The sequence below is a fragment of the Methylobacillus gramineus genome (assembly GCF_020532675.1).
GTDB classification, from domain to species: domain Bacteria; phylum Pseudomonadota; class Gammaproteobacteria; order Burkholderiales; family Methylophilaceae; genus Methylobacillus; species Methylobacillus gramineus.
This window is the reverse complement of the sequence record NZ_JAJAVE010000001.1, coordinates 1,934,903-1,956,381: the sequence shown is the minus strand read 5'-3', so window position 1 is coordinate 1,956,381 and position 21,479 is coordinate 1,934,903. Positions and strand designations below refer to the sequence as shown.

Here is a 21,479-nt window from a genome sequence, read left to right as displayed (position 1 = left end):
CAATGGTTGATAGAGGTGGCTTTAGGCCTTGATCTTGAAGCCGTTGGCATAGGCTTTCGGATCCTTGCCATCCCACACCACGCCGTCAATCAGCTTGCTCGAGCGCATGGGATCTGTCGGGACGGAAACCCCCAGCGCCTTGGCTGCTTCGGTGTAAATGTCGATACGGTTGACCTTCTTGGCAATGGCCAGGTAGTCAGGATCGGTTTTCAACAGGCCCCAACGTTTGTGCTGGGTCAGGAACCACATGCCATCTGACAGGTAAGGGAAGGTCACCTTGCCATCATTGAAGAACTTCATGTAGTTCGGGTCTTCCCACTTCTTGCCGATACCGTTGTCGTAATGGCCGAGGAAGCGGCCTTCAATGACTTCTTCCGGCGCATTGACATAGGCCTTGCCAGCAATCAGCTTGGCGACAGCCGGACGGTTGGCGGTGGCATCGATATAGCGACAGGCTTCCAGGATCGCCTTGGTCAGGGCGAGGGCGGTATTGGGGTTCTTGGCGATAAAGTCTGCAGTCGTGCCCAATACTTTTTCGGGATGATCGGTCCAGATATCTTGCGTAGTGGCTGCGGTAAAGCCGATCTTGTCGTAAATGGCACGCGCATTCCATGGTTCACCTACACAATAGCCATCCATATTGCCGATACGCATATTGGCGACCATTTGTGGTGGTGGCACGACGATGGTTTTCACGTCCTTGAGTGGGTTGATGCCATACGTTGCCAACCAGTAGTTGAGCCACATGGCATGGGTGCCGGTAGGGAAGGTCTGCGCAAAGGTGAAGTCGCGGTTTTCATTGTCCAGCAAGCGTTTCAGGGTAGGGCCACTGGTCGCGCCCTTATCCTTGAGCTGGTTGGCTAGCGTGATGCCCTGTCCATTGTGGTTCAGGGTTAACAAGACGGACATGTCTTTTTGTTGCCCACCAATGCCCATCTGCACGCCATACACCATGCCATACAGCATATGGGCTGCATGTAATTCACCATTGACCACCTTGTCTCTAATCGCAGCCCAGGAAGCCTCTTTGGATGGTGTAATCTTGATACCGTATTTCTTGTCGAAGCCCATCTGGGCGGCTACCACCACTGGCGCACAGTCCGTCAGTGGAATGAAGCCAATCTTGACTTCGGTAAGTTCTGGGGTATCCGAACCAGCTGCCCATGCCTGATTGTGGATGGCGGAAGGAACCATATTCATCATCGCTGCAGCTCCCAGTGTGCCTGCCACAGCTTGGTGGAAGAAATGACGCCTGCTCTGGTCCATGCTGTCGTGAGCTACTGTGGACTCTGGCAATGATGGTGTTTTTTTGGAATTACTCATCGTGGCTCCCTTGAATCAATTAAAAGTGAACGCTTAAAAACAAAAAAAGCGCCCTGATTGCAGACTATTTTTGTCTGTAATCAGGACGCCTTTGTCCTATGTCTTCAGGTCCTGCGCGAACCTGGTATTGAATACATTGTGCTACTTGGATATCACGGTGGATGTTGCCATCCACAACAACAACCGCCATTGGTTGCTACTGCTTAATCAAGTAGTAGCAAATGCTGTGCCAGGGTTGGATTGTTTTGTAAGTGCTATGTTTTGAAAGGGAATTTTTTTGATGGTGAACTGGGTTGTGCATTCGGTGCAAGCTGGAGATTGCACCAGCCAAGTGCGGTATGCACCATGTTAAATGGCTGTCAGGAGAGGGGTGGTTGTCTGCTCAGGATATTGTCTGCCACATCGATGATTTTGCGGTTTTGCTCCATCGCAGTGCGGCGCATGATTTTATAGGCGTCAACCTCACTGATATTCATTGTGCTCATGAGTAGACCCTTGGCTCGCTCAATCTGTTTTCTTTCCGCCAGGGCTTTCTTGGTTTCCGACAGTTCGTTTTCAATCTCGGCAATCTGCTGCGATTGCTGCTGCAGTAGCGAGATGATGGACTCCATGGGGTAAGGGTGCAGATTGTCGTGTGCCTGGAAGGTATAGGCATTTTCCACTGGAATCGACAGGTTGAAGAAGGCGCTATCCAGTGTAGCTGTCTGGTTGGCTTGATGGCGCATCTTGCCCAGGTAGTGGCGCGTGTTTGCCAGGTCGGCTCTGGCATGGCTGACCAGTGTTTCCAGTGTGTCGTGCATGTCCTTGATGAGCTCGCACTGGATATGCCAGATTTCGGTGAGGCGCTGGCTGCACAGCTCGAACCATTGATCGCCATCCTTGGCCTGCATACTTTGGCCATCTTTGGCTTGAGTAAGTTTGCGACGGTATTGTTGATGCTCAAGAGAGAGGCTGCTATTCATGGATGTGGCCCATGCCTCACGCCAGGCATCGCTGCCGAACTGGCAGAACAGCTCAAAATGCCTGTCTTGCAGGGCGATCAGCTCTAGCAGCTTGTGTTGGTGCTCCTGCTGCACAGTTCCTGAGCCGAATAGGTAGGAGCCCACTGCACGTTCCTGACCGGCAAACTCCTTCGCTTGTACCAGATTGTAAAGTGCCAGCAGGTAGGTGGAAATCTTGCTGTTGACGGCATTGTCTGTAATGTCAAAGATCAGCGAAATCAGGCTGCCGATAAAGCGGCTGAATGACTGGATGCAATCCGCAAATGAAATCTGGTGCAAGGTTACCTGGTGACGTAACGCTGTTAACTGGTCAAAACCAAGCAATGTCCATGAAAGCAGTGTGAGTTGCTTGGCATCAATCAGCGGGTTATTGCCCAGATGGCGTTGTAGCGCCTCGCGGAATTTCAGTTCCAGGCTCTGGTTTTCTGCAATGATGTCACCACGCTCCTTGCCGAAGCGCTTGCCTGCAGAGGCCAGGTACAAGCAGCTTGCTCCTCGTTCTGCTTGAAGCTGGTGAATGATCAGGCCGATATTCTCCACAAACTCAGTGCTGATGGATAAACGTTCCAGTTCATCAATATGCCTGATCTTGGCCAGGATGATGGTTTGGTCGGGGGAAATTTCTCTCATGATGTCTATTGGCTAGCAAAAATCATGCGCAATTAATATGCGCTACAACGGGTTAGGCGATGGTTGGCGAGTCCTGTATGGGCAGGGGTGGGGACACCCCGGCTATGCAGCAAGCCTAGTAAGAGATGATACACAACTATGCCCTATCTTTGCGTTGTCTATCTTCATGCTTTCCTGGCTGTCAGCGTGGTTGAAGGATCGCTGACATACGATGAGAAAGAATTGCACGCTTGTAGTGCATGCTTTCAAGGAGTGCTTGATTTGGGAGCAGCGTTACGGCTGGATATCCATCTGCAGTTTGGCCAGGCGGCTATACAGTCCGGATTGCTGCCGTAATTCGCTTGGTGGGCCGGTTTCGATGATACGGCCATTCTCAAGCACGACTACGCGGTTTGCATTCTGGATGGTGGCAAGGCGATGCGCAATTACCAGGGTAGTGCGGCCATGCATGGCGCTGTTCAGGCCTTGTTGCACCAGGATTTCAGATTCTGCATCCAGCGCGCTGGTGGCTTCATCCAGCAAGAGAATGGGCGCATTTTTGAGGATGGCGCGCGCGATGGCAATACGTTGGCGCTGGCCGCCTGACAGCCGGGTGCCACGTTCTCCCAGAAAGGTGTCATAGCCTTGCGGTAGCTTCTCGATAAACTCATCTGCCAGTGCTGCCTTGGCTGCCATCTTGACTTCTGCATCAGTGGCATAGGGTCTGCCGTAGCGTATGTTCTCTATTGCATTCGCAGAGAATATTACAGGGTCCTGCGGCACGATGGCTATCATGCTGCGCAACTGTTGCAGGCTCAGTTCGCGGATGTCCTGGCCGTTAATGCGGATATGGCCGAGGCTGATGTCGTAAAAACGCAGCAATAGCTGGAACAGGGTGGTTTTACCTGCGCCTGAGGGGCCGACCAGTGCCACAGTTTCTCCTGCTGAAATCAACAGGGAGATATGATCAAGCGAGGGCTGGCTTGGTCTGGATGGGTAGTAAAAGCTTACTTCTTCAAAAGCGATAGTCGCAGGTTCTTCCGCAGCAGGAGTCAGCGGATGCGCGGGTTCGTTAATGGCAGATTCTGTATGCAAGAGCTCCAGCAATCGTTCAGTGGCCCCCGCAGCACGCATGATGTCACCCCAGACCTCTGCCATGGTGCTGACGCTGCCTGCCACCATGACCGCATACAGAATGAACGAAGCCAGTTGTCCACCGGACATTTCACCACTACCTACCTGACGCGCGCCTATCCACAATACAAAGATGATGGCCCCGGAAATGGCGGCAATGATCACTGCAGTCATGGCGGCACGCACCCGCACGCGGCGAATTGCGGTGTTGAAGCTGACATCAATGCTCTGGCGGAAGCGGGCAATCTCGCGATGTTCCTGGGTATAGGACTGCACTGTGGGCATGGCGTTGAGGATTTCTCCTGCCATGGCCGAGCTGTCGGCAATCCGGTCCTGCGACTCACGTGACAGCCGCTTGACCGACCGGCCTATCAGCATGATGGGCAATATCAATAACAGCATTAATCCAAGGTTGAGCGAGAACAGGTAAAAGCTGGTGACGGCCAGCATCACCATGCCGCCTGTAAACTGGAACAGGCTGCGCAAGCCCATGGAGGCCGAGCTACCGACTACCGTCTGGATCAAGGTGGTATCGCCAGTCAGGCGTGAAAGTACCTCGCCTGTCTGCAGGGTTTCAAAGAACTGCGGGGATTGAGTAAGTACTCGCTGATACACGGCGCTGCGTAAATCGGCAGTAACACGTTCACCTACCCAGGAAACGGTGTAGTAGCGGCTGGCGACCATCAATGCCCAGAACCCTGCCAGGCCAAACAGGATCAGAAAGTGGCTGTTTAGATTGGTGCTGCCAGTCAGTGCGCCGGTTTTTTCTGCAGATGGCTGGCCAAAGCCAAAGTCTATGAGGTCACGAAATGCCAGCGGAACTAACAACAAGGTGGCGGATGCCAGGCTGAGCAGTATGAAAGCCAGGAGAATTTGCCAGCGATAAGGGCGCAGCAATGGCCATAGTTCACTCAGCAGTAACAAGCGTTTGGGTGGAGCGGGGGTTTGCAGGGCAACCTCAGGTTTCTGGACTTTGTTTTGATCCAGCTTGGGCAAGTGGATCAAAACAAAGTTTAATGGCAAACAGGATTAATTAACGGCCTTTGCCGCTGATAGAGCCGCGGTTGAAGTCCTTGTCGCCAGGCGGAATGCAGCGACCGATCCCAAGCACACCACCTTGGGTACCATTGGGGCAGCCCTGATTTTCAGGATATTGCTTGGCGACCTTATCTGCCTCGGCTTTTTTGGCAGTATCAATATATTCCCACTTGCCATTCGGGTGCAGCAGGATTTTGTCACCATTGGCGGTGGTGGTTTCTATGCTTTTGCCTTCTGCTGGCTCAGCCCAGACGGGGGATGCGATGGCCAGGCAAGCCAACAAACTTAAACAGGTTAATTTCATGCTTATCTCTCACTATTATTGATTTGGTCTGAATGCAAATACAGATATTGCACCGGAGTAACTAGCAATAATTGTTCCGCTGCCGAAGTGGGGCAATTAAAGCATACCATTCACTTTAGTTTTATACTTGCGAACATTCTTGATTTGCCATCATAAACCCAAATGAATAAAACCTTGAGTTCTCTAGTCTGGCTGTCGATTGCGGTGATTGGTGCTGGTGCCGTTGGTGGTATTGCGCTGCATCGTGGTGAAAGCATCAATGCCTTGTGGTTCATTGCTGCCGCAGTCTGTGTCTTTGCCATTGCCTATCGTTTCTATGCAGCCTGGATTGCGGCGAAAGTGCTGGTCGTAGACCCCAGCAGGGCGACTCCGGCTGAACGTCTGGATAATGGCCGTGATTATGTCCCCACCAATAAGTGGGTTGTATTCGGCCATCATTTTGCTGCGATCGCAGGCCCGGGTCCGTTGGTGGGGCCTACGCTGGCTGCGCAGTTCGGCTATCTGCCTGGCACCTTGTGGATATTGGTCGGTGCAGTACTTGGAGGTGCCGTGCAGGATATGGTGACCCTGTTCCTCTCAACCCGTCGCAACGGACGCAGCCTGGGCCAAATGGCACGTGACGAGCTGGGGCCTATTGGAGGTGCAGCGGCACTGATCGGTACCTTCATTATCATGGTGATTTTAATTGCCGTATTGGGCCTGGTGGTGGTCAACGCCATGAAGCACAGCCCATGGGCCACCTCCACGGTGGCGGCGACCATCCCGATTGCCATGATTGTCGGCCTCTATATGCGTCATTTCCGGCCTGGTCGTGTGTTGGAAGCCTCGGTGCTGGGCGTGGCACTGTTATTGTTTTCGGTATTTGCTGGTGGCTGGATAGACCATCATGCCAGCCTGCGTGTGATATTTGACCAGGAAGGCCTGACGCTGGCCTGGTGGGTGATGGCCTATGGGTTTGCTGCGGCCATCATGCCAGTCTGGCTATTGCTCGCACCGCGCGATTATCTTTCTACCTTCATGAAAGTGGGGACGATTTCCCTGCTGGCGATTGCCATTATTTTGCTCCAGCCTGAAGTCAAAATGCCTGCGCTGACGCAGTTTATTGATGGCTCTGGCCCGATATTTGGTGGCACGCTATTTCCCTTTGTATTTATTACGATTGCCTGTGGAGCTATTTCTGGATTCCATGCACTGATTGCTTCCGGCACCTCCCCCAAATTGCTGGCCAATGAAGGCGATATTCGCATGATTGGTTATGGCGCCATGTTGCTGGAATCATTTGTGGCGATTATGGCGATGATCGCCGCAACCGTGCTGGATCCTGGCGTGTTCTTTGCCATTAACAGCTCGGCTGGGGTGGTCGGTAAGGAGGCCGCAGATGCTGTGGCCACTATTTCAGCCTGGGGTTTCCCGGTGACCGTGGAGCAGATGGAAAGCCTGGCAAGGGATATGGGCGAATCCACCCTGTTTGCCCGGACAGGTGGAGCGCCGTCACTGGCAGTGGGGATGGCCAGTATTTTTGGCAGCGCGTTTGGTCAGAGCATGTTGGCGCTGTGGTACCACTTTGCCATCATGTTCGAGGCCATCTTTATCCTGACCACTTTGGATGCAGGCACCCGCGTGGGTCGTTTTATGTTGCAGGATATGCTGGGGAATATCTGGCCAAAAATGGGGCAGACTTCCTGGTATCCATCCGTGTTGCTGACCAGTGCGATTGTGGTGTCAGGCTGGGGGTACTTTCTTTATATCGGCGTGATAGACCCGAACGGGGGCGTCAATATTCTGTGGCCGCTATTCGGTATTTCTAACCAGATGCTGGCGGCGATTGCGTTATCGGTGGGCACTGGCATCCTCATCAAGTCTGGTCGTCTCAAGTATGCATGGGTGACCGGCCTGCCACTGGCCTGGCTGGTGTTGATCACCAGCGCTGCGGCCTGGGAAAAGATTACCAGTCCAGATATACGTGTAGGTTTTTTGGCCGCGGCCAATGATATGGCAGACAAACTCGCTGCTGGTGTCCTGCCACCGGAGAAGGTAGCCGTTGCCCCGCAGCTCATCCTGAATCAGCAACTGGACGCTGCGTTGACCTTGTTCTTTGTGGCCGTGCTGTGGATCGTGATACTTGACATGCTACGCGTGAGTTATCGTTATCTGGCAGGCAAACCTGTGCGCCCATTGAGCGAAACGCCTCACACCATGACGCAATTGGACCAGGCCTGGGTGCGCCACTGATGGCCGGGATCAGAACGCGCCTGCAACAAGCCTGGCAGCTGCTACGCCGATTGTCAGGCGATGATGCCTACGAACGTTATTTAAGGTTGTATGCGCGTCATGGGCATACCGCAGCTCCATTGTCGCGCGAGGCATTTTTTCGTGCCTGGCAGGAAGAGCAGTGGGATGGCGTCAAGCGTTGCTGCTGATAGATTAGCGGGTTAAAGGGATCTATTAAGCCTGCAGGGTATTCTCTGATGGGCAGATGCCGTCTTTCATGCTGGTTCTTCGCGCGACTCATCCCATAAGGTCACTACCATCGCGCCCACATCCCTGACTGCCTGCTCAATGGCAACAGTCCACAAATGGCTGAAGTTAAGACGGATATAGTTGGTAAGGTCTTTTTTACGCGAGAAGATGGTGCCAGGTGCCACGGTGATGCCGTTGTCAATGGCTCGCCGATAGAGCTTTAATGCGTCTATGCCCTTGGGTAATTGTATCCAGATGACATAGCCACCCCTGGGAACGGAAAGCAGGGTACCTGGCGGAAAGCTTTCTTCTATCACGGTGCGAATCAGTACGTATTGCGAGCGTAAGGTATGGCGTAACTGCTTGAGGTGCTGCTCGTAGCTGTCACGCTGCATGAATTTGGCAATTGCAATCTGTGGGGCTGAAGGCAAAGACAGGCTGTTGAGGAACATCAATCTTTCCACTTCTTGGCGATAACGCCCAGCCACGGTCCAGCCAACGCGGTAACCTGGTGCCAGTGATTTGGAAAAAGAAGAGCAATGCAGTACCAGGCCGGATTGATCAAAAGCCTTGGCTGGCTTGGGTGCCTGTTCGCAGAAATACAGCTCGTGATAGACGTCATCCTCAATCAGTGGAATCTGTTCTTCTGCCAGCAACTCCACCAATGCCTGCTTTTTCTCATCCGGCATGACAAATCCGAGTGGATTCTGAAAGTTGGTGGTGAGAATGACCGCGGCAATGCGCACATTGTTGATGGTGGCACGCAATGCATCCAGATCAATACCTGAATGTGGATCTGTACGTAGTTCAGCGACCTTCATCCCCATGCGTTCCACTGTGTGCGCCAGCGCATAATAGCCGGGAGCTTCCAGGGCAATGATGTCACCGGCTTTTGCGACTGCCTGCAGGCAGAGGGTGATGGCCTCGGTGGCACCGTGGGTGATCACGATATCATCGGGTGAGATATCCATGCCATTTTCCAGGTAGCGCCTGGCAATCTGCTGGCGCAGCATTTCATTGCCTGGGGGCAGGTCGCTTAAAATGCCCCATTCGCCTTCGTCGTCGGTCAGGGCTTTTTCGTATTGGTGGATTTTCTTGAGCGGGAACAGCTGAGGATCAGGAAAGGGCGAACCCAAGGGTACAGTACCGAATTCACGGATTGATTTCAGCGTGGTGAGTACCAGGTTGCTGGCATCGACCTCGGATAAGTTGACGTCCTTGCCTAGGGGGGATCCGCGCTTCTGCAGGCGTTTGCGCGGTGTCACATAGTAGCCGGATTGCGGATGACTGCTGATGACGCCTTCCTGCTCAAGCAGCAGGTAAGCGCGTAAGACCGTACTGATGCTGAGCGAGTATTTCTGGCTGGCCTGGCGTACGGAAAAGATTTTATCGCCAGGACGCAATACGCCTTCATCTATCATCGCACGGATGCGTGCAGCAAATGAGACGTAAAGCTTCATGGTGGCCGGACAATCGCAATCATTAATGAAGAATGAATGCCATTGTACTCCAGCCACCATGCGGCGCGGGAGGCTGCCCTTTACTTACTGCGCTTGCAATGCGCTGGAAATTTCTTCTCCGCCAGGCGTCAATGCTGCTACCAGGCGTTCTTTCTCGGTGCTGATGGTGATCAGCTCCTGCTCGGTGAGGGCTGTCATCAAGCGTTGCAAGGTGCTCATGCGTAAGCCAAGGCGTTTGCAGATGGCGGCCAGTGGCATCACAGCGCGTCCACGATCATGTTCGGCATGCAGTAACTCCAATATGCCGAGCATGAGCACCGCACTGCTGTCCAGCCCGCTGGTTTCAGGCTGGAAGTCAGTGGCTTCCTGATAATGGCTATCCTCAAGCAGCACGGGACACCTGCTTTTCTGCCGCTTTCTCGATAATCACCGGGATCGATTTCGATGTTGGTGTATGGGAGTCATCAGCCACACTTTCCAGCGGTACCAGGTTATTGGTTTCAGGGTAGTAAGCACTGAGGCAGCCCTGGGGAATGTCATAAGACACTATCAGGAAGTTATCGGCCCGACGGGTAATGTCATCCTGCCAGACGCTGACCAGGTTGACCCAGTCACCTGCCTTGAGTCCCATACGCTTGATATCTTCCGGGTTCATGAACACTACGCGACGCTGGCCGAACACACCGCGATAACGGTCATCCATGCCATAGATCGTGGTGTTGTACTGATCGTGTGAGCGTGTAGTCATGAGTACAAACAGCTTGTCGCCAAACTTCTCGCGTGCCTGGTGGATAGGGGAATTGCGTGGAATCGCCTGCACAGTGAATTCAGCTTTGCCAGAAGGTGTGATCCAGATGCGATGGCTGGACGGCACCGGCATGCGGAAGCCGCCTGGATGCTTGATGCGTTCGTTGTAATCCTTGAATGCTTCCGGCATGGTCTGCTCAATCACCTCACGGATCTTGCTGTAATCCTTGATGTATTCCAGCCAAGGTGTCTTGCTGTGCTTGAGTGTGGCATGTGCCAGGCGGGCGACGATGGCAGGCTCTGACAGCAGGTGCATGGAAGCAGGCTTGTTCATGCCATACGAGATATGCACCATGCTCATGGAATCTTCCACGGTCACGCCTTGGGGGCCGGTTTCCTGGGTGTCGATCTCGGTACGTCCCAAGCAAGGCAGGATCAGTGCTTCAGTGCCGTGTACTAGGTGGCTGCGGTTGAGCTTGGTGGTGACATGGGCAGTGAGCGTGCAGCTGCGTAGGCCATCCCAGGTACGGTCAGTGTCGGGCGTGGCAATGGAGAAGTTGCCTCCCAGGCCAAAAAACACCTTTACCTTGCCGTCTATCATGGCCTGAATGGCGGCGACTGCATCATAGCCATGGGCTTTTGGTACTTTGATGTCGAATACCTGCTCCAGGCTGGAGAGGAACTTCTCGGGCATTTTTTCATAAATGCCTACGGTACGATTACCTTGCACATTGCTGTGACCACGTACCGGGCAGAGGCCTGCGCCTTCCTTGCCTATATTGCCGCGTAACAGCATCAGGTTAACCAGGGTCTTGATGGTGGCAACCCCATGCTTGTGCTGGGTGATGCCCATGCCCCAGGTGGATATGACGCGGTTGCCAGCGACATAAATGCGCGAGATTTGCTCAATCTGTTCCAGTGAAACACCGGATTCTTCAGTGATGGCATCCCAGCTTTCCTGGCGTGCATCTTCGGCAATCTGTTCAAAACCATTGGTGTGTTGCTGGATAAACTCTAGATCGACCACACGAGCAGTGCCATTCTTGATCGCTTCATCATCCCATTGAATCACAAACTTGATCATGCCCTTGATTAGGGCCAAATCACCACCCAGCTTGGGCTGGATGAACATATCGCTGATCTTGGAGCCCTTGAATGACAACATGTCGAACGGGCTTTGTGGATCGGCAAAGCGTTCCAGGCCGCGTTCCTTCAGTGGGTTGATTGCCACAATGCGTGCGCCGCGCTTGGCGGCTTCACGCAGTTCACCCAGCATGCGGGGGTGGTTGGTGGCGGGATTCTGACCAAAGATCAGCAGTGTATCGGCGTGTTCGAAATCATGCAGGGTGACCGAGCCTTTGCCTATGCCGACAGTCGGTGGCAATGCCATGCTGGTGGATTCATGACAAAGGTTGGAGCAATCCGGGAAATTGTTGGTGCCGAATTCGCGACCAAACAACTGGTAAAGAAACGCTGCCTCGTTGCTGGCGCGGCCTGAGGTATAGAACGCAGCCTGGTCTGGATGATCCAGAGCATTCAGATGCTTGGCGACCAAATCAAATGCCTGATCCCAGGTCACTTCTTCATATTTATCGGTCACAGGGTTGTAACGCATGGGGTGGGTCAGGCGGCCTTCACCTTCCAGCGCAAAATCGCTCCACTCCATGAGTTCAGTGACGGTGTGCTTGGCAAAGAAGGAGGGAGGTACGCGCTTGGCCGTCGCTTCTGCTGCAACCGCCTTGACACCGTTCTCGCAAAACTCAAATGTCGATGTGTGTTCCTTGTCTGGCCAGGCACAGCCTGGGCAGTCAAAACCATCTGGCTGATTCTGCGATAGCAGGGTGAGGATGCCCTTGACCGGAATCTTCTGCAGCGCAAGTTGGGCTGCCACCTGCTTGATGGCGCCCCAGCCTGCAGCGGGATGGTGATAGGGTTTGATCGAGCCTTGTTGTTCCGACATTGTGCTTGTGAATCCTGAGTAATCGGCGCTGTGTGAGTAGACGAGCAGCCGGTAAAAGACAAATAGCGATTAAAGCAAATGGTAAGGGCTGGGGCGGGGGTAAACCAGATACAGAAGTGAAGGTATTTTTAGAGTACAGTTTGGAAGTTAACCATCGTGTACACCCAAATTTAATGGGGATGTACCGTGATTTTAATGGTGAGGTATCAGGCTGATTTACGCGCGGCTGGGGGAATGTTTGCGCTGGCTACTGATAAACAGCCAGATTCCGGCAATCATCATAGGTAAACTCAGCCATTGGCCCATGCTCAGACCTAGCGAGAGCAGGCCCAGGAAGTCGTCAGGCTGGCGTGTAAACTCGACAAGGAAACGGAAACTGCCATAGCCGATCAGGAACAGTGCAGAAACTGTACCCCTTGCACGTGGTTTGCTGGAATACCACCAGAGTAATATGAACAATACGATGCCTTCGAGCAGGAATTCGTAGAGCTGGGAAGGGTGACGCGCGATATTGTCTATCTGCGGGAACACCATGGCCCAAGGCAGCTCGCTGGGGCGGCCCCATAATTCACCGTTGATGAAGTTGCCCATGCGGCCTGCTCCCAGGCCGACCGGGACTAGTGGTGCTACAAAATCCATGATGCCAAAAAAAGTGAGCTGGCGTTGTCTGGCAAAGATCAACATGGCGACTAATACGCCGATGAAGCCGCCGTGGAAGGACATGCCTCCCTGCCAGAGGAACAGGATTTCAAGCGGGTGCTCCAAGTAGTATTCATGCTGGTAGAACAAGGCATAGCCCACCCTGCCACCCAGGATCACGCCCAATGCACCGTAGAATAATGCGTCATCCAGCATCTTGGGAGACCAGCCCCACCAGTTCTGGTGAGCAATGCGCCAGCGGCCCAGCCAGAGGAATGCCAGGAAGCCGGTGAGGTACATCAGGCCGTACCAGTGAATGCCGAAAGGCCCCAGGTGAATAGCGACCGGATCAAATTGCGGATGAACAAGCATTGGGATTGGCTCTTGGATTGGAGTAAAATCCAGTAATTATACGTTTAGTTTAGGGTTTTTATGCCGCAATATCGTTCCAGAACCTCCACCCACGGCCGCAATATGGCAGGCGCACGTGCGCTCTGGCGCGCTACCGGGATGAAGGACGATGATTTCAGCAAGCCAATCATCGCCATCTCCAACTCCTTCACCCAGTTTGTGCCTGGACACGTGCATTTAAAGGATTTAGGGCAGATGGTGGCCCGTGAAATTGAACGTGCCGGTGGTGTCGCCAAGGAATTCAACACGATTGCCGTCGATGACGGGATTGCCATGGGCCATAGCGGCATGCTCTATAGCTTGCCTAGCCGTGACCTGATTGCCGACAGTGTGGAATACATGGTGAATGCGCACTGTGCGGATGCGCTTGTATGTATCTCCAACTGTGACAAGATTACCCCTGGCATGTTGATGGCGGCTTTACGACTCAATATTCCTGTGGTCTTTGTTTCAGGCGGCCCGATGGAGGCTGGCAAGGTGAACTGGCAAGGTACTATGCACAAGCTGGATTTGGTCGATGCCATGGTGGCTGCTGCGGATAGCAATGTCTCCGATGAAGAGTCCGACGCGATTGAACGCTCTGCCTGCCCGACTTGCGGCTCATGTTCCGGTATGTTTACCGCCAACTCCATGAACTGCCTGACGGAAGCCTTGGGGCTGAGTCTCCCAGGGAATGGCTCCACACTGGCTACTCATGCGGCGCGCAAAGAGCTGTTCCTCAAGGCTGGCCGCTTGATCGTTGAAATCACCAAGCGTTATTACGAGCAGGATGATGAAAGCGTGCTGCCACGCAATATTGCCAACCTGCATGCATTCGAGAATGCCATGAGCCTGGATGTGGCCATGGGAGGCTCTACCAATACGGTATTGCACCTGCTGGCTGCTGCGCATGAAGCCGAGGTGGATTTCACCATGGCGGATATAGACCGTATTTCCCGCGGTGTGCCTTGTGTATGTAAAGTGGCACCCGCTACCGCCAAGTACCATATGGAAGACGTGCACCGTGCCGGCGGCGTGATGGGCATATTGAGTGAGCTAAGTCGTGCGGGCCTGATTCATCGAGACAGCCCGACAGTGCATAGCCCGTCGCTGGGTGCAGCGTTGGATAAATGGGACATTACGACGACGGAAGATGAAGATGTGAAGAAGTTTTTCCGCGCGGCGCCTGGCGGTATTTCAACGACGATTGCATTCAGCCAGTCCATGCTGTGGCCTGATCTTGATACAGACCGCGCAGAAGGCTGCATCCGTGACAAGGCGCATGCGTACTCCCAGGATGGTGGCCTGGCGGTACTCTATGGCAACATTGCGCAGGACGGCTGCATCGTCAAAACTGCGGGAGTGGATGACAGCATCCTCAAGTTCACCGGGCGTGCACGGATTTTTGAAAGCCAGGATGACGCGGTTGAAGCCATTCTTGCTGACAAGATTGTCGCAGGGGATATTGTGATTATTCGCTATGAAGGTCCACGCGGTGGTCCAGGCATGCAGGAAATGCTTTACCCTACGAGTTATCTCAAGTCCAAGGGATTGGGCAAGGACTGCGCGTTGCTGACTGATGGTCGCTTTTCCGGCGGTACTTCCGGCCTCAGTATTGGTCATGCCTCGCCAGAAGCTGCCGAAGGCGGTGCTATTGGCCTGGTTGAAGAAAATGACACCATAGAGATCGATATTCCGAACCGGAAGATACATCTGGCTGTCACTGATGAAGTGATGGCGCATCGTCGTGCTGCCATGGAAGCGCGCGGCAAGAATGCCTGGAAGCCAGTGAGCCGTCAGCGTGTGGTATCGCCAGCGTTGCGTGCCTATGCCGCCATGAGTACATCTGCCGCCAAGGGAGCGGTGCGTGACGTTAGCCAAATAGAAAAATAATAATAAGAATTCATTAATTTAATTAATAAGAGCTTATGCAATCAATACACGAATTGAATGCCCGGTACGGGGTCGGGCATAAAATACAATTCTCATCCGATCTGAATGGCCTGGTGACACTAGATATTGAAAATCCGCATGCTACTGCCAAAGTTGCTTTGCAGGGTGGACATGTCATGCAGTGGAATCCGCGCCATGCAGAAGCCCCGGTGCTGTGGTTGTCCGATCAGGCGAGATTTGTTTCCGGGCGTTCAATTCGTGGTGGTGTTCCTGTATGTTGGCCCTGGTTCGGCCCACATCCGACAGATGAAACGCTATGTCCCCATGGGTTTGCCCGCGTGGTGCCATGGGAAGTGGTTGATGCAAAGCCGGAAGACAACAATACCACCAGCGTGGTCATGCGCTTGGCCGAAAGTCGGCAGGTGGAGAAACAGTGGCCCTATTTATGTGACCTGACACTGACGATCAATATCGGCCCGGTACTGAAGATGGCACTGTCCACCACCAATAATGGCGATGTGCCGTTTGTGATTGGCGAGGCGCTGCATACCTACTTCCAGGTTAGTGATATCGAAGTCGTGAAAATCACAGGCCTGGATCATGCCGAGTATGAAGACAAGGTTGAGGATTACGCGCTCAAGCGCCAGTTTGGTGATATCAGTTTTAGTGATGAAGTGGATCGCGTTTATCTGCATACCGAGTCTACCTGCGTGCTGGAAGACCCGGGCCTGAGGCGCAAGATCATTATCGAGAAATCCGGCAGCAGTTCCACCGTGGTGTGGACGCCATGGGAGCGCAAGGCAGCGGAGATCGGGGATCTGGGCAGTCATTATGGCTGGCGGCAGATGGTCTGTGTCGAGTCTTCCAATGTCAGGGACAATGCAGTGACGGTAGCGCCGGGCGAAACCCATGTGTTGACGGTGCAGTACAGCACGGAAGGCCTGTAGTCCTGATTCATGCGCAATCGTGCATTTGTTTGATGAGTACAGGTCAACGTTGATTTACCTGAAGCGTTAGGCAATATCAACGGCAGTGATAAGCCAAGGAGGATATATGAAATCGATCATGCGCATCCTGATCGCGGTATGTGGATTGGCGCTTGCTGGCCAGGCCGCAGCGGTGGATGCCAAGGCAGCTGAGGCGCTGGCACAGAAAAGCGGATGCCTCGCTTGCCATACCGTGGCGAATAAAGTGATAGGCCCGGCTTATCGTGATGTGGCTGCCAAGTATCGGGGCGAGAAAACGGCAGAGGCCAAGTTGATTGCCAAGGTCAAGTCTGGAGGCAAGGGCGTATGGGGCCCGATTCCTATGCCGCCTAACAGCCCTCAGATCGCGGATGATGATATTAAAACCATCGTGCAGTGGATACTGACCCTGTAATCACCATGAGTGTTTTGTCCCAATAAAAAACCAGTCTACATGGCTGGTTTTTTATTGCTTGCTCTCCTGCAATTAAAATAACAAGGCAGCAAGGGGATCAGGGGGTGGGAGCCATCGTCTGATCAGGGGCGGGATTCTATGGCGAGTGTATGTTACTCATGCGCAGCATGAGTGGATGGAGTTTAGCTCATCCCTAGTGCTTTGAGCTTACGGTACAAGCGGTTGCGACTCATCCCCAGTGAGCGTGCTGCGGCAGAAATGTTGCCCTCGTGATTCTCTAACGCCCGCTTGACTGCTTCTTGGGTCATTTCATCAAGAGACCCATTTGCCTGAAATTCAGATTGCATTGGGCTGTCTGCGTTTTTAATTTGTTGCCCGGATGAAGCTAGTTCCTGCATGAAGCTGTTTGGTAGATGGCTGCGTTGTATGGGTTTGCCATCGGCGAGGGCGATCGCTGTTTTCACCACATTACGCAGTTGGCGGATATTGCCAGGCCAGGCGTGCTGTCTGAATATCTGCATGATGTCTGCGCTGATCTCACGTTGATATTGCTCGCTCTGCACGATGGTTGCCAGCAGGGCGTTGAGGTCGCTACGCTCCCGTAAGGGCGGCAGGGTAAGGCTGAGGCCGTTCAGGCGGTAATAGAGATCCTTGCGAAATTCTCCGCTGGCGACTTTGGCTTGCAGGGTCTGATTGGTGGCGCTGATCACGGCAAAATCCAGGCGCCGTGATTTGCTGCCGCCTAGCGGGGTCACGCTACGTTCCTGTAATACGCGTAAAAGCCTTGCCTGAAGCAATAGCGGCATATCGCCGATTTCATCCAGGAACAGGGTGCCACCGTTGGCCTGTTCAATTTTGCCCTGGCTGCCTTTTTGTCTGGCTCCGGTGAATGCGCCTTCTTCATAACCAAATAGTTCGGCCTCAATCAGGCCTTCAGGCAGGGCGGCGCAGTTGACCGCGATAAGGGGGCCATGGCTGCGATTGCTGCTGTAGTGAATGGCACTGGCAAATAGCTCTTTACCTACCCCGGTTTCTCCTTCGATCAGGATGGGAATATCCTGATTCATCACTAGCCTGGCTTGTGCAACGACTTGCTGGATATGCGTGTCGCTGCTGTTGAGGTGATCCAGGGTCTGCCTGCCATGCGGCTGCTTGATGCGGCTAATCGGGGAGGCTGGGTGTTCTTCCGGAGTCGCAGCATCTAGCTGCGCATGAATGATGCTGCCGTTGATCCCAGCTAGCTGCATGGGCGATTGTAATGTGGCCTGTCCAAGTGCCATGTTGAATGGCTGATGGAAGATGCCTTCAAATGTGCCGGGAAGGTTGTGGGCCTGGCACGCAAGCTGGGTCATGCCATTGCGATTGATCGCCTGCAGTGCGCCCGTGTGGGAAAAGACCGCCGTGCCTTCCCAGAGGGTGCCGATGAATTCAGGGCGGTTGTGAAAACGCAGAACCACAGGGCCTTGATGGCTGGCGCGGAATATCCGGTTCTCGATCATTTGTGCTGCCATTTTGACCAGCGCCAGCGTGTGTTGCTGATGGGCGGAAAAAGCATTGGAAACATTGAGCGTGCCAATCAGCTGATGATTGGCGCCAAAAATGGGAACGGCGTAACAGCTGAAGAGATGCAGTTGCGCTACAAAATGTTCTGCGCCCTGGACGGCTACTGGCTGTTCCTCAATGATCGCCGTACCAATCGCATTAGTGCCTCTTTCCTCTTCGCTCCATGAGTAGCCTGGGCTGAGCATAACCGCTGGTGCCATACCGACCAGGTGGTCGTGCCCCTCGCTATGCAGGATGACGCCTTTGGCATCGGTCAGCGCAATAGCGCTGTAAGAGTGGGCAATCTGTTCGTAAAGCGTGGCAATTTCGGGCCTGGCTTGTGTCAGTAGCAGGTGGTTCTGGCTATATTTTTTCTCCAGCTCCACCTTGCTCAAGGTTTCCGTCGTCAGGGGCAACGCTGCATTGATGCCTTGAGCCAGGCTGCGCTGCCAGGATTGGGCAATGGTCTTGCTCACCACGCCTTCCTGCATATTGCCGTCAGCAAGAAACTGCAGCCTTGCATGTTCGGTGGGATGCAAGGACTTGGTAGCGGGGTGATTCATGAGCAATTGACTGCGGTATCCGGGAATTGTTCCCAAATGTAGCACTTGTGCGGTTTCGGTACAACCTTGCATCGGGCAGGTGGGGCTTGGATTGTCAGAGGATGTGTAGTGTAAGGCATTATTTCATTGTTGTTTTTGGGAAATATTCCTGAGTTTGATGGGGATTGGCATAAGGATTGCTGAAATGGCCTGCAAGCCTATGGCTGAGTTGTGCAAGTTATCAGCATCGCCGTTGCGGTGGAGAACGATAGCGGCGGCAATCATTTTCATACTATGGAGAATACTTTCTTGAAATATCAACAACTCAAACTCGCAGTCGGAGCGGGCCTGATTGGCCTGCTATCGGTTCCTGCTTTTGCGGCAAATGATCTTGAAAAGCTGATGCAGGATGACAACCAATGGGTTGCACAGCGTAAAGATTATGCAAATACCGGATATAGCAGCTTGTCCCAGATCAACAAGGCCAATATCAAGAACCTGAAAATGGCCTGGACCTTTGCTACTGGCGTGAATCGTGGTCATGAAGGCGCGCCGCTGGTGGTTGGCGATATCATGTATGTAGCCACTGCATTCCCGAACAATGTGTATGCCCTTGATCTCAATAATGGTGAAAAGATCAAATGGTCTTATTTCCCCAAGCAGGATCCCTCCATTCAGTCGCTGCTGTGCTGCGATAACGTGACGCGTGGCCTGGGCTACGGTGACGGCAAGATTTTCCTGCAACAGAACGACGGTGTGCTGGTAGCCTTGGATGCCAAGACCGGTGCCAAGGTGTGGGATGTCAAAGTGGTTGATCCCAAGGAAGGGGCAACGACAACCAATGCACCTCACATCTTCAAGGATAAGGTCATTACCGGCTGTTCAGGTGGTGAGTATGGCGTACGTTGCTATCTGACTGCCTACAATATCAAGGATGGTTCGCAAGCTTGGCGTGCCTATAGCACTGGCCCGGATAGCGAAGTCTTGATCGGCAAGGACTTTAACAAGGACACCCCACAGTACAGCGCTTTGTCAGTGTATGAAGACGTGAACGGTGGTAACAAGGAAGACGGTTCTTTCAAGCCACTGGCTGCGGATAAGCTGAAGTTTCCAGAAACTGATCTGGGCGTGAAAACCTGGCACAAGCCACAAGCGACCAAGAATGGCTGGGAGCGTGGAGGTGGTGCAACCTGGGGTTGGTATTCTTATGATTCCAAGTTGAATCTGCTGTATTACTCCACTGGTAATCCTTCCGTCTGGAATCCAGACGTACGTCCTGGAGATAACAAATGGTCCATGACCATTTTCGCCCGTGATCTGGATACAGGCCTAGCGAAGTGGGGTTATCAACTGACACCACATGATGAGTGGGATTACGATGCAGTGAACGAAACCATCCTGTGGGATGCTGAAGGCAAGAAACTGGCGACGCATTTTGACCGTAACGGCTTTGGCTATACGCTGAACCGTGAAACCGGCAAGCTGGTGGCTGCTGAGAAAATTCACCCATTCGTCAACTGGGCTACTGGGATTGATCTCAAGACCGGTGTGCCGATCAAGGATCCTAAGTTCTCTACGCACCAGGATGTGAATTCCAAAGGTGTTTGCCCTGCATCCCTGGGCGTGAAGGATCAGCAACCTGCGGCCTATTCACCCAAGAGCAAGCTGTTCTACGTACCGCTTAACCACGTCTGCATGGATTACGAGCCGGTAGAAGTGAAGTATGTCGCTGGTCAGCCATGGGTGGGTGCCACATTGAGCATGTTCCCAGGCCCTGATGGCATCATGGGTGGTTTCATGGCTTGGGATGGTCTCAAGGGCAAGCAGGTCTGGTACAACAAAGAGAAGTTCTCTGTCTGGAGCGGTGCCCTGGCAACGGGGTCTGACGTAGTGTTCTACGGTACCCTCGATCGTTGGCTCAAGGCCGTGGATGGCAAAACGGGCAAAGAACTCTGGAAGTTCCGTGTCGGTTCTGGTGTGGTGGGTAATCCGATTACCTATGGCCACAAAGGCAAGCAGTACATAGGCATTCTGTCCGGCATCGGTGGCTGGGCTGGTGTTGCCATGAATCTGGGTCTGACCAACGAAAATGACGGTCTGGGCGCAGCGGGTGGATACAAGGAACTGAAGGACTGGAATGCAGCACCTGGTGGTGGTGCACTGAACGTCTTTAGCCTCTAATCCATCCTCAGTATTACCCCTGCTTTCGGGCAGGGCTCATCTCCATTTTGTAGTCCCTTAGTTGCCAGTCCTGTAAGGACTGGCTTTTTTTTGCCTGATATTGATGGAGGCTATCTGCGCAGGTGTTGGTGCAGCAGTGCATGTATCAATCGGTAAGTGAAGATGGAGTGGTGCATGCAAGCGGGCATTTATGCGGTCATCGTCAACATGCCCGATTGATCGTGCTAAAGCCTACCAAACACGATAGGTTTGACCGGTTTGGTGGCCTTCCACGCTTTTTCTATAGGCAAGGGCTACTTTTTCACCCGGTACAGGTTCTGTGCCAGGAACCCCGCCACCATAGACATCCCACGATTCTTGCAGCACATTGGGACTGACGGAATTGATACGGCGGTCATGATCCAGTTCAACGGCGGCTCCCCTAATGAATCCATCAATGGAGGCATTGACGGTGGTAAAGCTGGCGCCCCCGACGTGTGGATCATCACTCAAGCTGCCGCTAGTGAGGGTGATAGATCCACCATCATTGAGGAAGTGTTGACCAATCAGGGTCAGGTTGACTTGCCCCATCAGTTTCTCATTCAAGCCTATCTTGAATTGATCAGCGCTCATCTCCTGTAACGAGCCCCAGTGTACATTGCCTGCCACGGCAATAATGGCATCGACTTTACCCACCTGCGTAAAGAGCTGGCGAACACTGTCTTCGTTCGTAATATCGACCTGATACTGTCCCTTGTGCTTGCCTGCTTCAATAATCGCATGGCGAGGGGAAAGTTCTTTCACGATCAATTTTCCTATGGTGCCTGATGCACCGACGATCAAGACCTTCATGATGGCTCCAATAGATAAAAATAAATAACGAAGCCATTCTGTGCG

At 53.2% G+C, this 21,479-nt stretch carries 16 protein-coding genes; 6 read left to right on the top strand and 10 right to left on the bottom strand.

The window, feature by feature from the left end:
• Positions 1–21: 21 nt before the first annotated feature.
• From LG201_RS09140 to LG201_RS09125, 4 genes are all read right to left on the bottom strand, one after another.
• Positions 22–1,323: a CmpA/NrtA family ABC transporter substrate-binding protein gene (locus LG201_RS09140; RefSeq protein ID WP_226771841.1), complete on the bottom strand. Its 1,302-nt coding sequence runs from the start codon at positions 1,321–1,323 to the stop codon at positions 22–24.
• Between the two features lie 359 nt (positions 1,324–1,682).
• A complete protein-coding gene (locus tag LG201_RS09135) occupies positions 1,683–2,954 on the bottom strand; it encodes a nitrate regulatory protein (protein ID WP_226771840.1) in 1,272 nt (423 codons plus the stop codon).
• Between the two features lie 273 nt (positions 2,955–3,227).
• Positions 3,228–4,985, bottom strand: a complete 1,758-nt coding sequence (locus tag LG201_RS09130) for an ABC transporter transmembrane domain-containing protein (RefSeq protein ID WP_226771957.1) — start codon at positions 4,983–4,985, stop codon at positions 3,228–3,230.
• Between the two features lie 115 nt (positions 4,986–5,100).
• Positions 5,101–5,409: a hypothetical protein gene (locus tag LG201_RS09125; protein ID WP_226771839.1), complete on the bottom strand. Its 309-nt coding sequence runs from the start codon at positions 5,407–5,409 to the stop codon at positions 5,101–5,103.
• 162 nt (positions 5,410–5,571) lie between these two features.
• Here LG201_RS09125 and LG201_RS09120 point away from each other — a divergent pair, with 162 nt between their 5' ends.
• Both LG201_RS09120 and LG201_RS09115 read left to right on the top strand, forming a co-directional pair.
• Positions 5,572–7,641: a carbon starvation CstA family protein gene (locus LG201_RS09120; RefSeq protein WP_226771838.1), complete on the top strand. Its 2,070-nt coding sequence runs from the start codon at positions 5,572–5,574 to the stop codon at positions 7,639–7,641.
• Complete coding sequence (locus LG201_RS09115; RefSeq protein ID WP_226771837.1) at positions 7,641–7,829, top strand: CstA-like transporter-associated (seleno)protein; 189 nt, start codon at positions 7,641–7,643, stop codon at positions 7,827–7,829. Before LG201_RS09120 ends, LG201_RS09115 begins: the two co-directional genes overlap by 1 nt.
• Before the next feature lie 66 nt (positions 7,830–7,895).
• Here LG201_RS09115 and LG201_RS09110 read toward each other — a convergent pair whose 3' ends face one another.
• The 4 genes from LG201_RS09110 to lgt all read right to left on the bottom strand — a co-directional run bounded on the left by LG201_RS09110 (position 7,896) and on the right by lgt (position 13,047).
• The gene (locus LG201_RS09110) at positions 7,896–9,329 is read right to left on the bottom strand and encodes an aminotransferase-like domain-containing protein (RefSeq protein WP_226771836.1); all 1,434 of its coding nucleotides are present in this window, start codon (positions 9,327–9,329) and stop codon (positions 7,896–7,898) included.
• 84 nt (positions 9,330–9,413) lie between these two features.
• Positions 9,414–9,722 (bottom strand): methyltransferase family protein, encoded by a 309-nt coding sequence (locus tag LG201_RS09105; protein ID WP_226771835.1) that lies wholly within the window; start codon positions 9,720–9,722, stop codon positions 9,414–9,416.
• A complete protein-coding gene (locus tag LG201_RS09100; protein WP_226771834.1) occupies positions 9,712–12,036 on the bottom strand; it encodes an FdhF/YdeP family oxidoreductase in 2,325 nt (774 codons plus the stop codon). The genes LG201_RS09105 and LG201_RS09100 overlap by 11 nt, the downstream gene beginning before the upstream one ends.
• A 216-nt stretch (positions 12,037–12,252) precedes the next feature.
• Positions 12,253–13,047, bottom strand: a complete 795-nt coding sequence (gene lgt / locus LG201_RS09095) for a prolipoprotein diacylglyceryl transferase (RefSeq protein WP_226771833.1) — start codon at positions 13,045–13,047, stop codon at positions 12,253–12,255.
• Positions 13,048–13,107: 60 nt separating this feature from the next.
• On the opposite strand from lgt, the gene ilvD reads away from it, so the two are divergent.
• The 3 genes from ilvD to LG201_RS09080 all read left to right on the top strand — a co-directional run bounded on the left by ilvD (position 13,108) and on the right by LG201_RS09080 (position 16,338).
• Entirely contained in the window at positions 13,108–14,958 is a 1,851-nt protein-coding gene (ilvD, locus tag LG201_RS09090; RefSeq protein ID WP_226771832.1) for a dihydroxy-acid dehydratase, read from the top strand.
• A gap of 35 nt (positions 14,959–14,993) precedes the next feature.
• On the top strand, positions 14,994–15,905 hold the full coding sequence (locus tag LG201_RS09085; protein WP_226771831.1) for a D-hexose-6-phosphate mutarotase: 912 nt from the start codon (positions 14,994–14,996) through the stop codon (positions 15,903–15,905).
• A gap of 106 nt (positions 15,906–16,011) precedes the next feature.
• Positions 16,012–16,338 carry a c-type cytochrome gene (locus tag LG201_RS09080; protein WP_226771830.1) on the top strand — a complete coding sequence of 109 codons (327 nt, stop codon included), beginning with the start codon at positions 16,012–16,014 and terminating at the stop codon, positions 16,336–16,338.
• Positions 16,339–16,520: 182 nt separating this feature from the next.
• On the opposite strand, the gene LG201_RS09075 is transcribed toward LG201_RS09080, so the two are convergent.
• On the bottom strand, positions 16,521–18,443 hold the full coding sequence (locus tag LG201_RS09075) for a sigma-54-dependent Fis family transcriptional regulator (RefSeq protein ID WP_226771829.1): 1,923 nt from the start codon (positions 18,441–18,443) through the stop codon (positions 16,521–16,523).
• Positions 18,444–18,716: 273 nt separating this feature from the next.
• On the opposite strand from LG201_RS09075, the gene LG201_RS09070 reads away from it, so the two are divergent.
• Positions 18,717–20,603, top strand: a complete 1,887-nt coding sequence (locus LG201_RS09070) for a methanol/ethanol family PQQ-dependent dehydrogenase (RefSeq protein WP_319006052.1) — start codon at positions 18,717–18,719, stop codon at positions 20,601–20,603.
• Positions 20,604–20,834: 231 nt separating this feature from the next.
• Here the strand turns inward: LG201_RS09070 and LG201_RS09065 are convergent, their stop codons facing one another.
• Positions 20,835–21,434, bottom strand: coding sequence for a short chain dehydrogenase (locus tag LG201_RS09065; protein ID WP_226771828.1), 600 nt, complete (start codon positions 21,432–21,434; stop codon positions 20,835–20,837).
• Between the last annotated feature and the right edge of the window lie 45 nt (positions 21,435–21,479).

What these genes read in the sequence shown, in the direction of transcription:
- LG201_RS09070 (WP_319006052.1), top strand. Translation starts at nt 18,717, where the DNA reads ATGGAGAATACTTTCTTGAAATATCAACAACTCAAACTCGCAGTCGGA.
- ilvD (WP_226771832.1), top strand. Translation starts at nt 13,108, where the DNA reads ATGCCGCAATATCGTTCCAGAACCTCCACCCACGGCCGCAATATGGCA.
- LG201_RS09135 (WP_226771840.1), bottom strand. Translation starts at nt 2,954, where the DNA reads ATGAGAGAAATTTCCCCCGACCAAACCATCATCCTGGCCAAGATCAGG.
- LG201_RS09065 (WP_226771828.1), bottom strand. Translation starts at nt 21,434, where the DNA reads ATGAAGGTCTTGATCGTCGGTGCATCAGGCACCATAGGAAAATTGATC.
- lgt (WP_226771833.1), bottom strand. Translation starts at nt 13,047, where the DNA reads ATGCTTGTTCATCCGCAATTTGATCCGGTCGCTATTCACCTGGGGCCT.
- LG201_RS09120 (WP_226771838.1), top strand. Translation starts at nt 5,572, where the DNA reads ATGAATAAAACCTTGAGTTCTCTAGTCTGGCTGTCGATTGCGGTGATT.
- LG201_RS09140 (WP_226771841.1), bottom strand. Translation starts at nt 1,323, where the DNA reads ATGAGTAATTCCAAAAAAACACCATCATTGCCAGAGTCCACAGTAGCT.
- LG201_RS09100 (WP_226771834.1), bottom strand. Translation starts at nt 12,036, where the DNA reads ATGTCGGAACAACAAGGCTCGATCAAACCCTATCACCATCCCGCTGCA.
- LG201_RS09110 (WP_226771836.1), bottom strand. Translation starts at nt 9,329, where the DNA reads ATGAAGCTTTACGTCTCATTTGCTGCACGCATCCGTGCGATGATAGAT.
- LG201_RS09125 (WP_226771839.1), bottom strand. Translation starts at nt 5,409, where the DNA reads ATGAAATTAACCTGTTTAAGTTTGTTGGCTTGCCTGGCCATCGCATCC.
- LG201_RS09080 (WP_226771830.1), top strand. Translation starts at nt 16,012, where the DNA reads ATGAAATCGATCATGCGCATCCTGATCGCGGTATGTGGATTGGCGCTT.
- LG201_RS09085 (WP_226771831.1), top strand. Translation starts at nt 14,994, where the DNA reads ATGCAATCAATACACGAATTGAATGCCCGGTACGGGGTCGGGCATAAA.
- LG201_RS09115 (WP_226771837.1), top strand. Translation starts at nt 7,641, where the DNA reads ATGGCCGGGATCAGAACGCGCCTGCAACAAGCCTGGCAGCTGCTACGC.
- LG201_RS09075 (WP_226771829.1), bottom strand. Translation starts at nt 18,443, where the DNA reads ATGAATCACCCCGCTACCAAGTCCTTGCATCCCACCGAACATGCAAGG.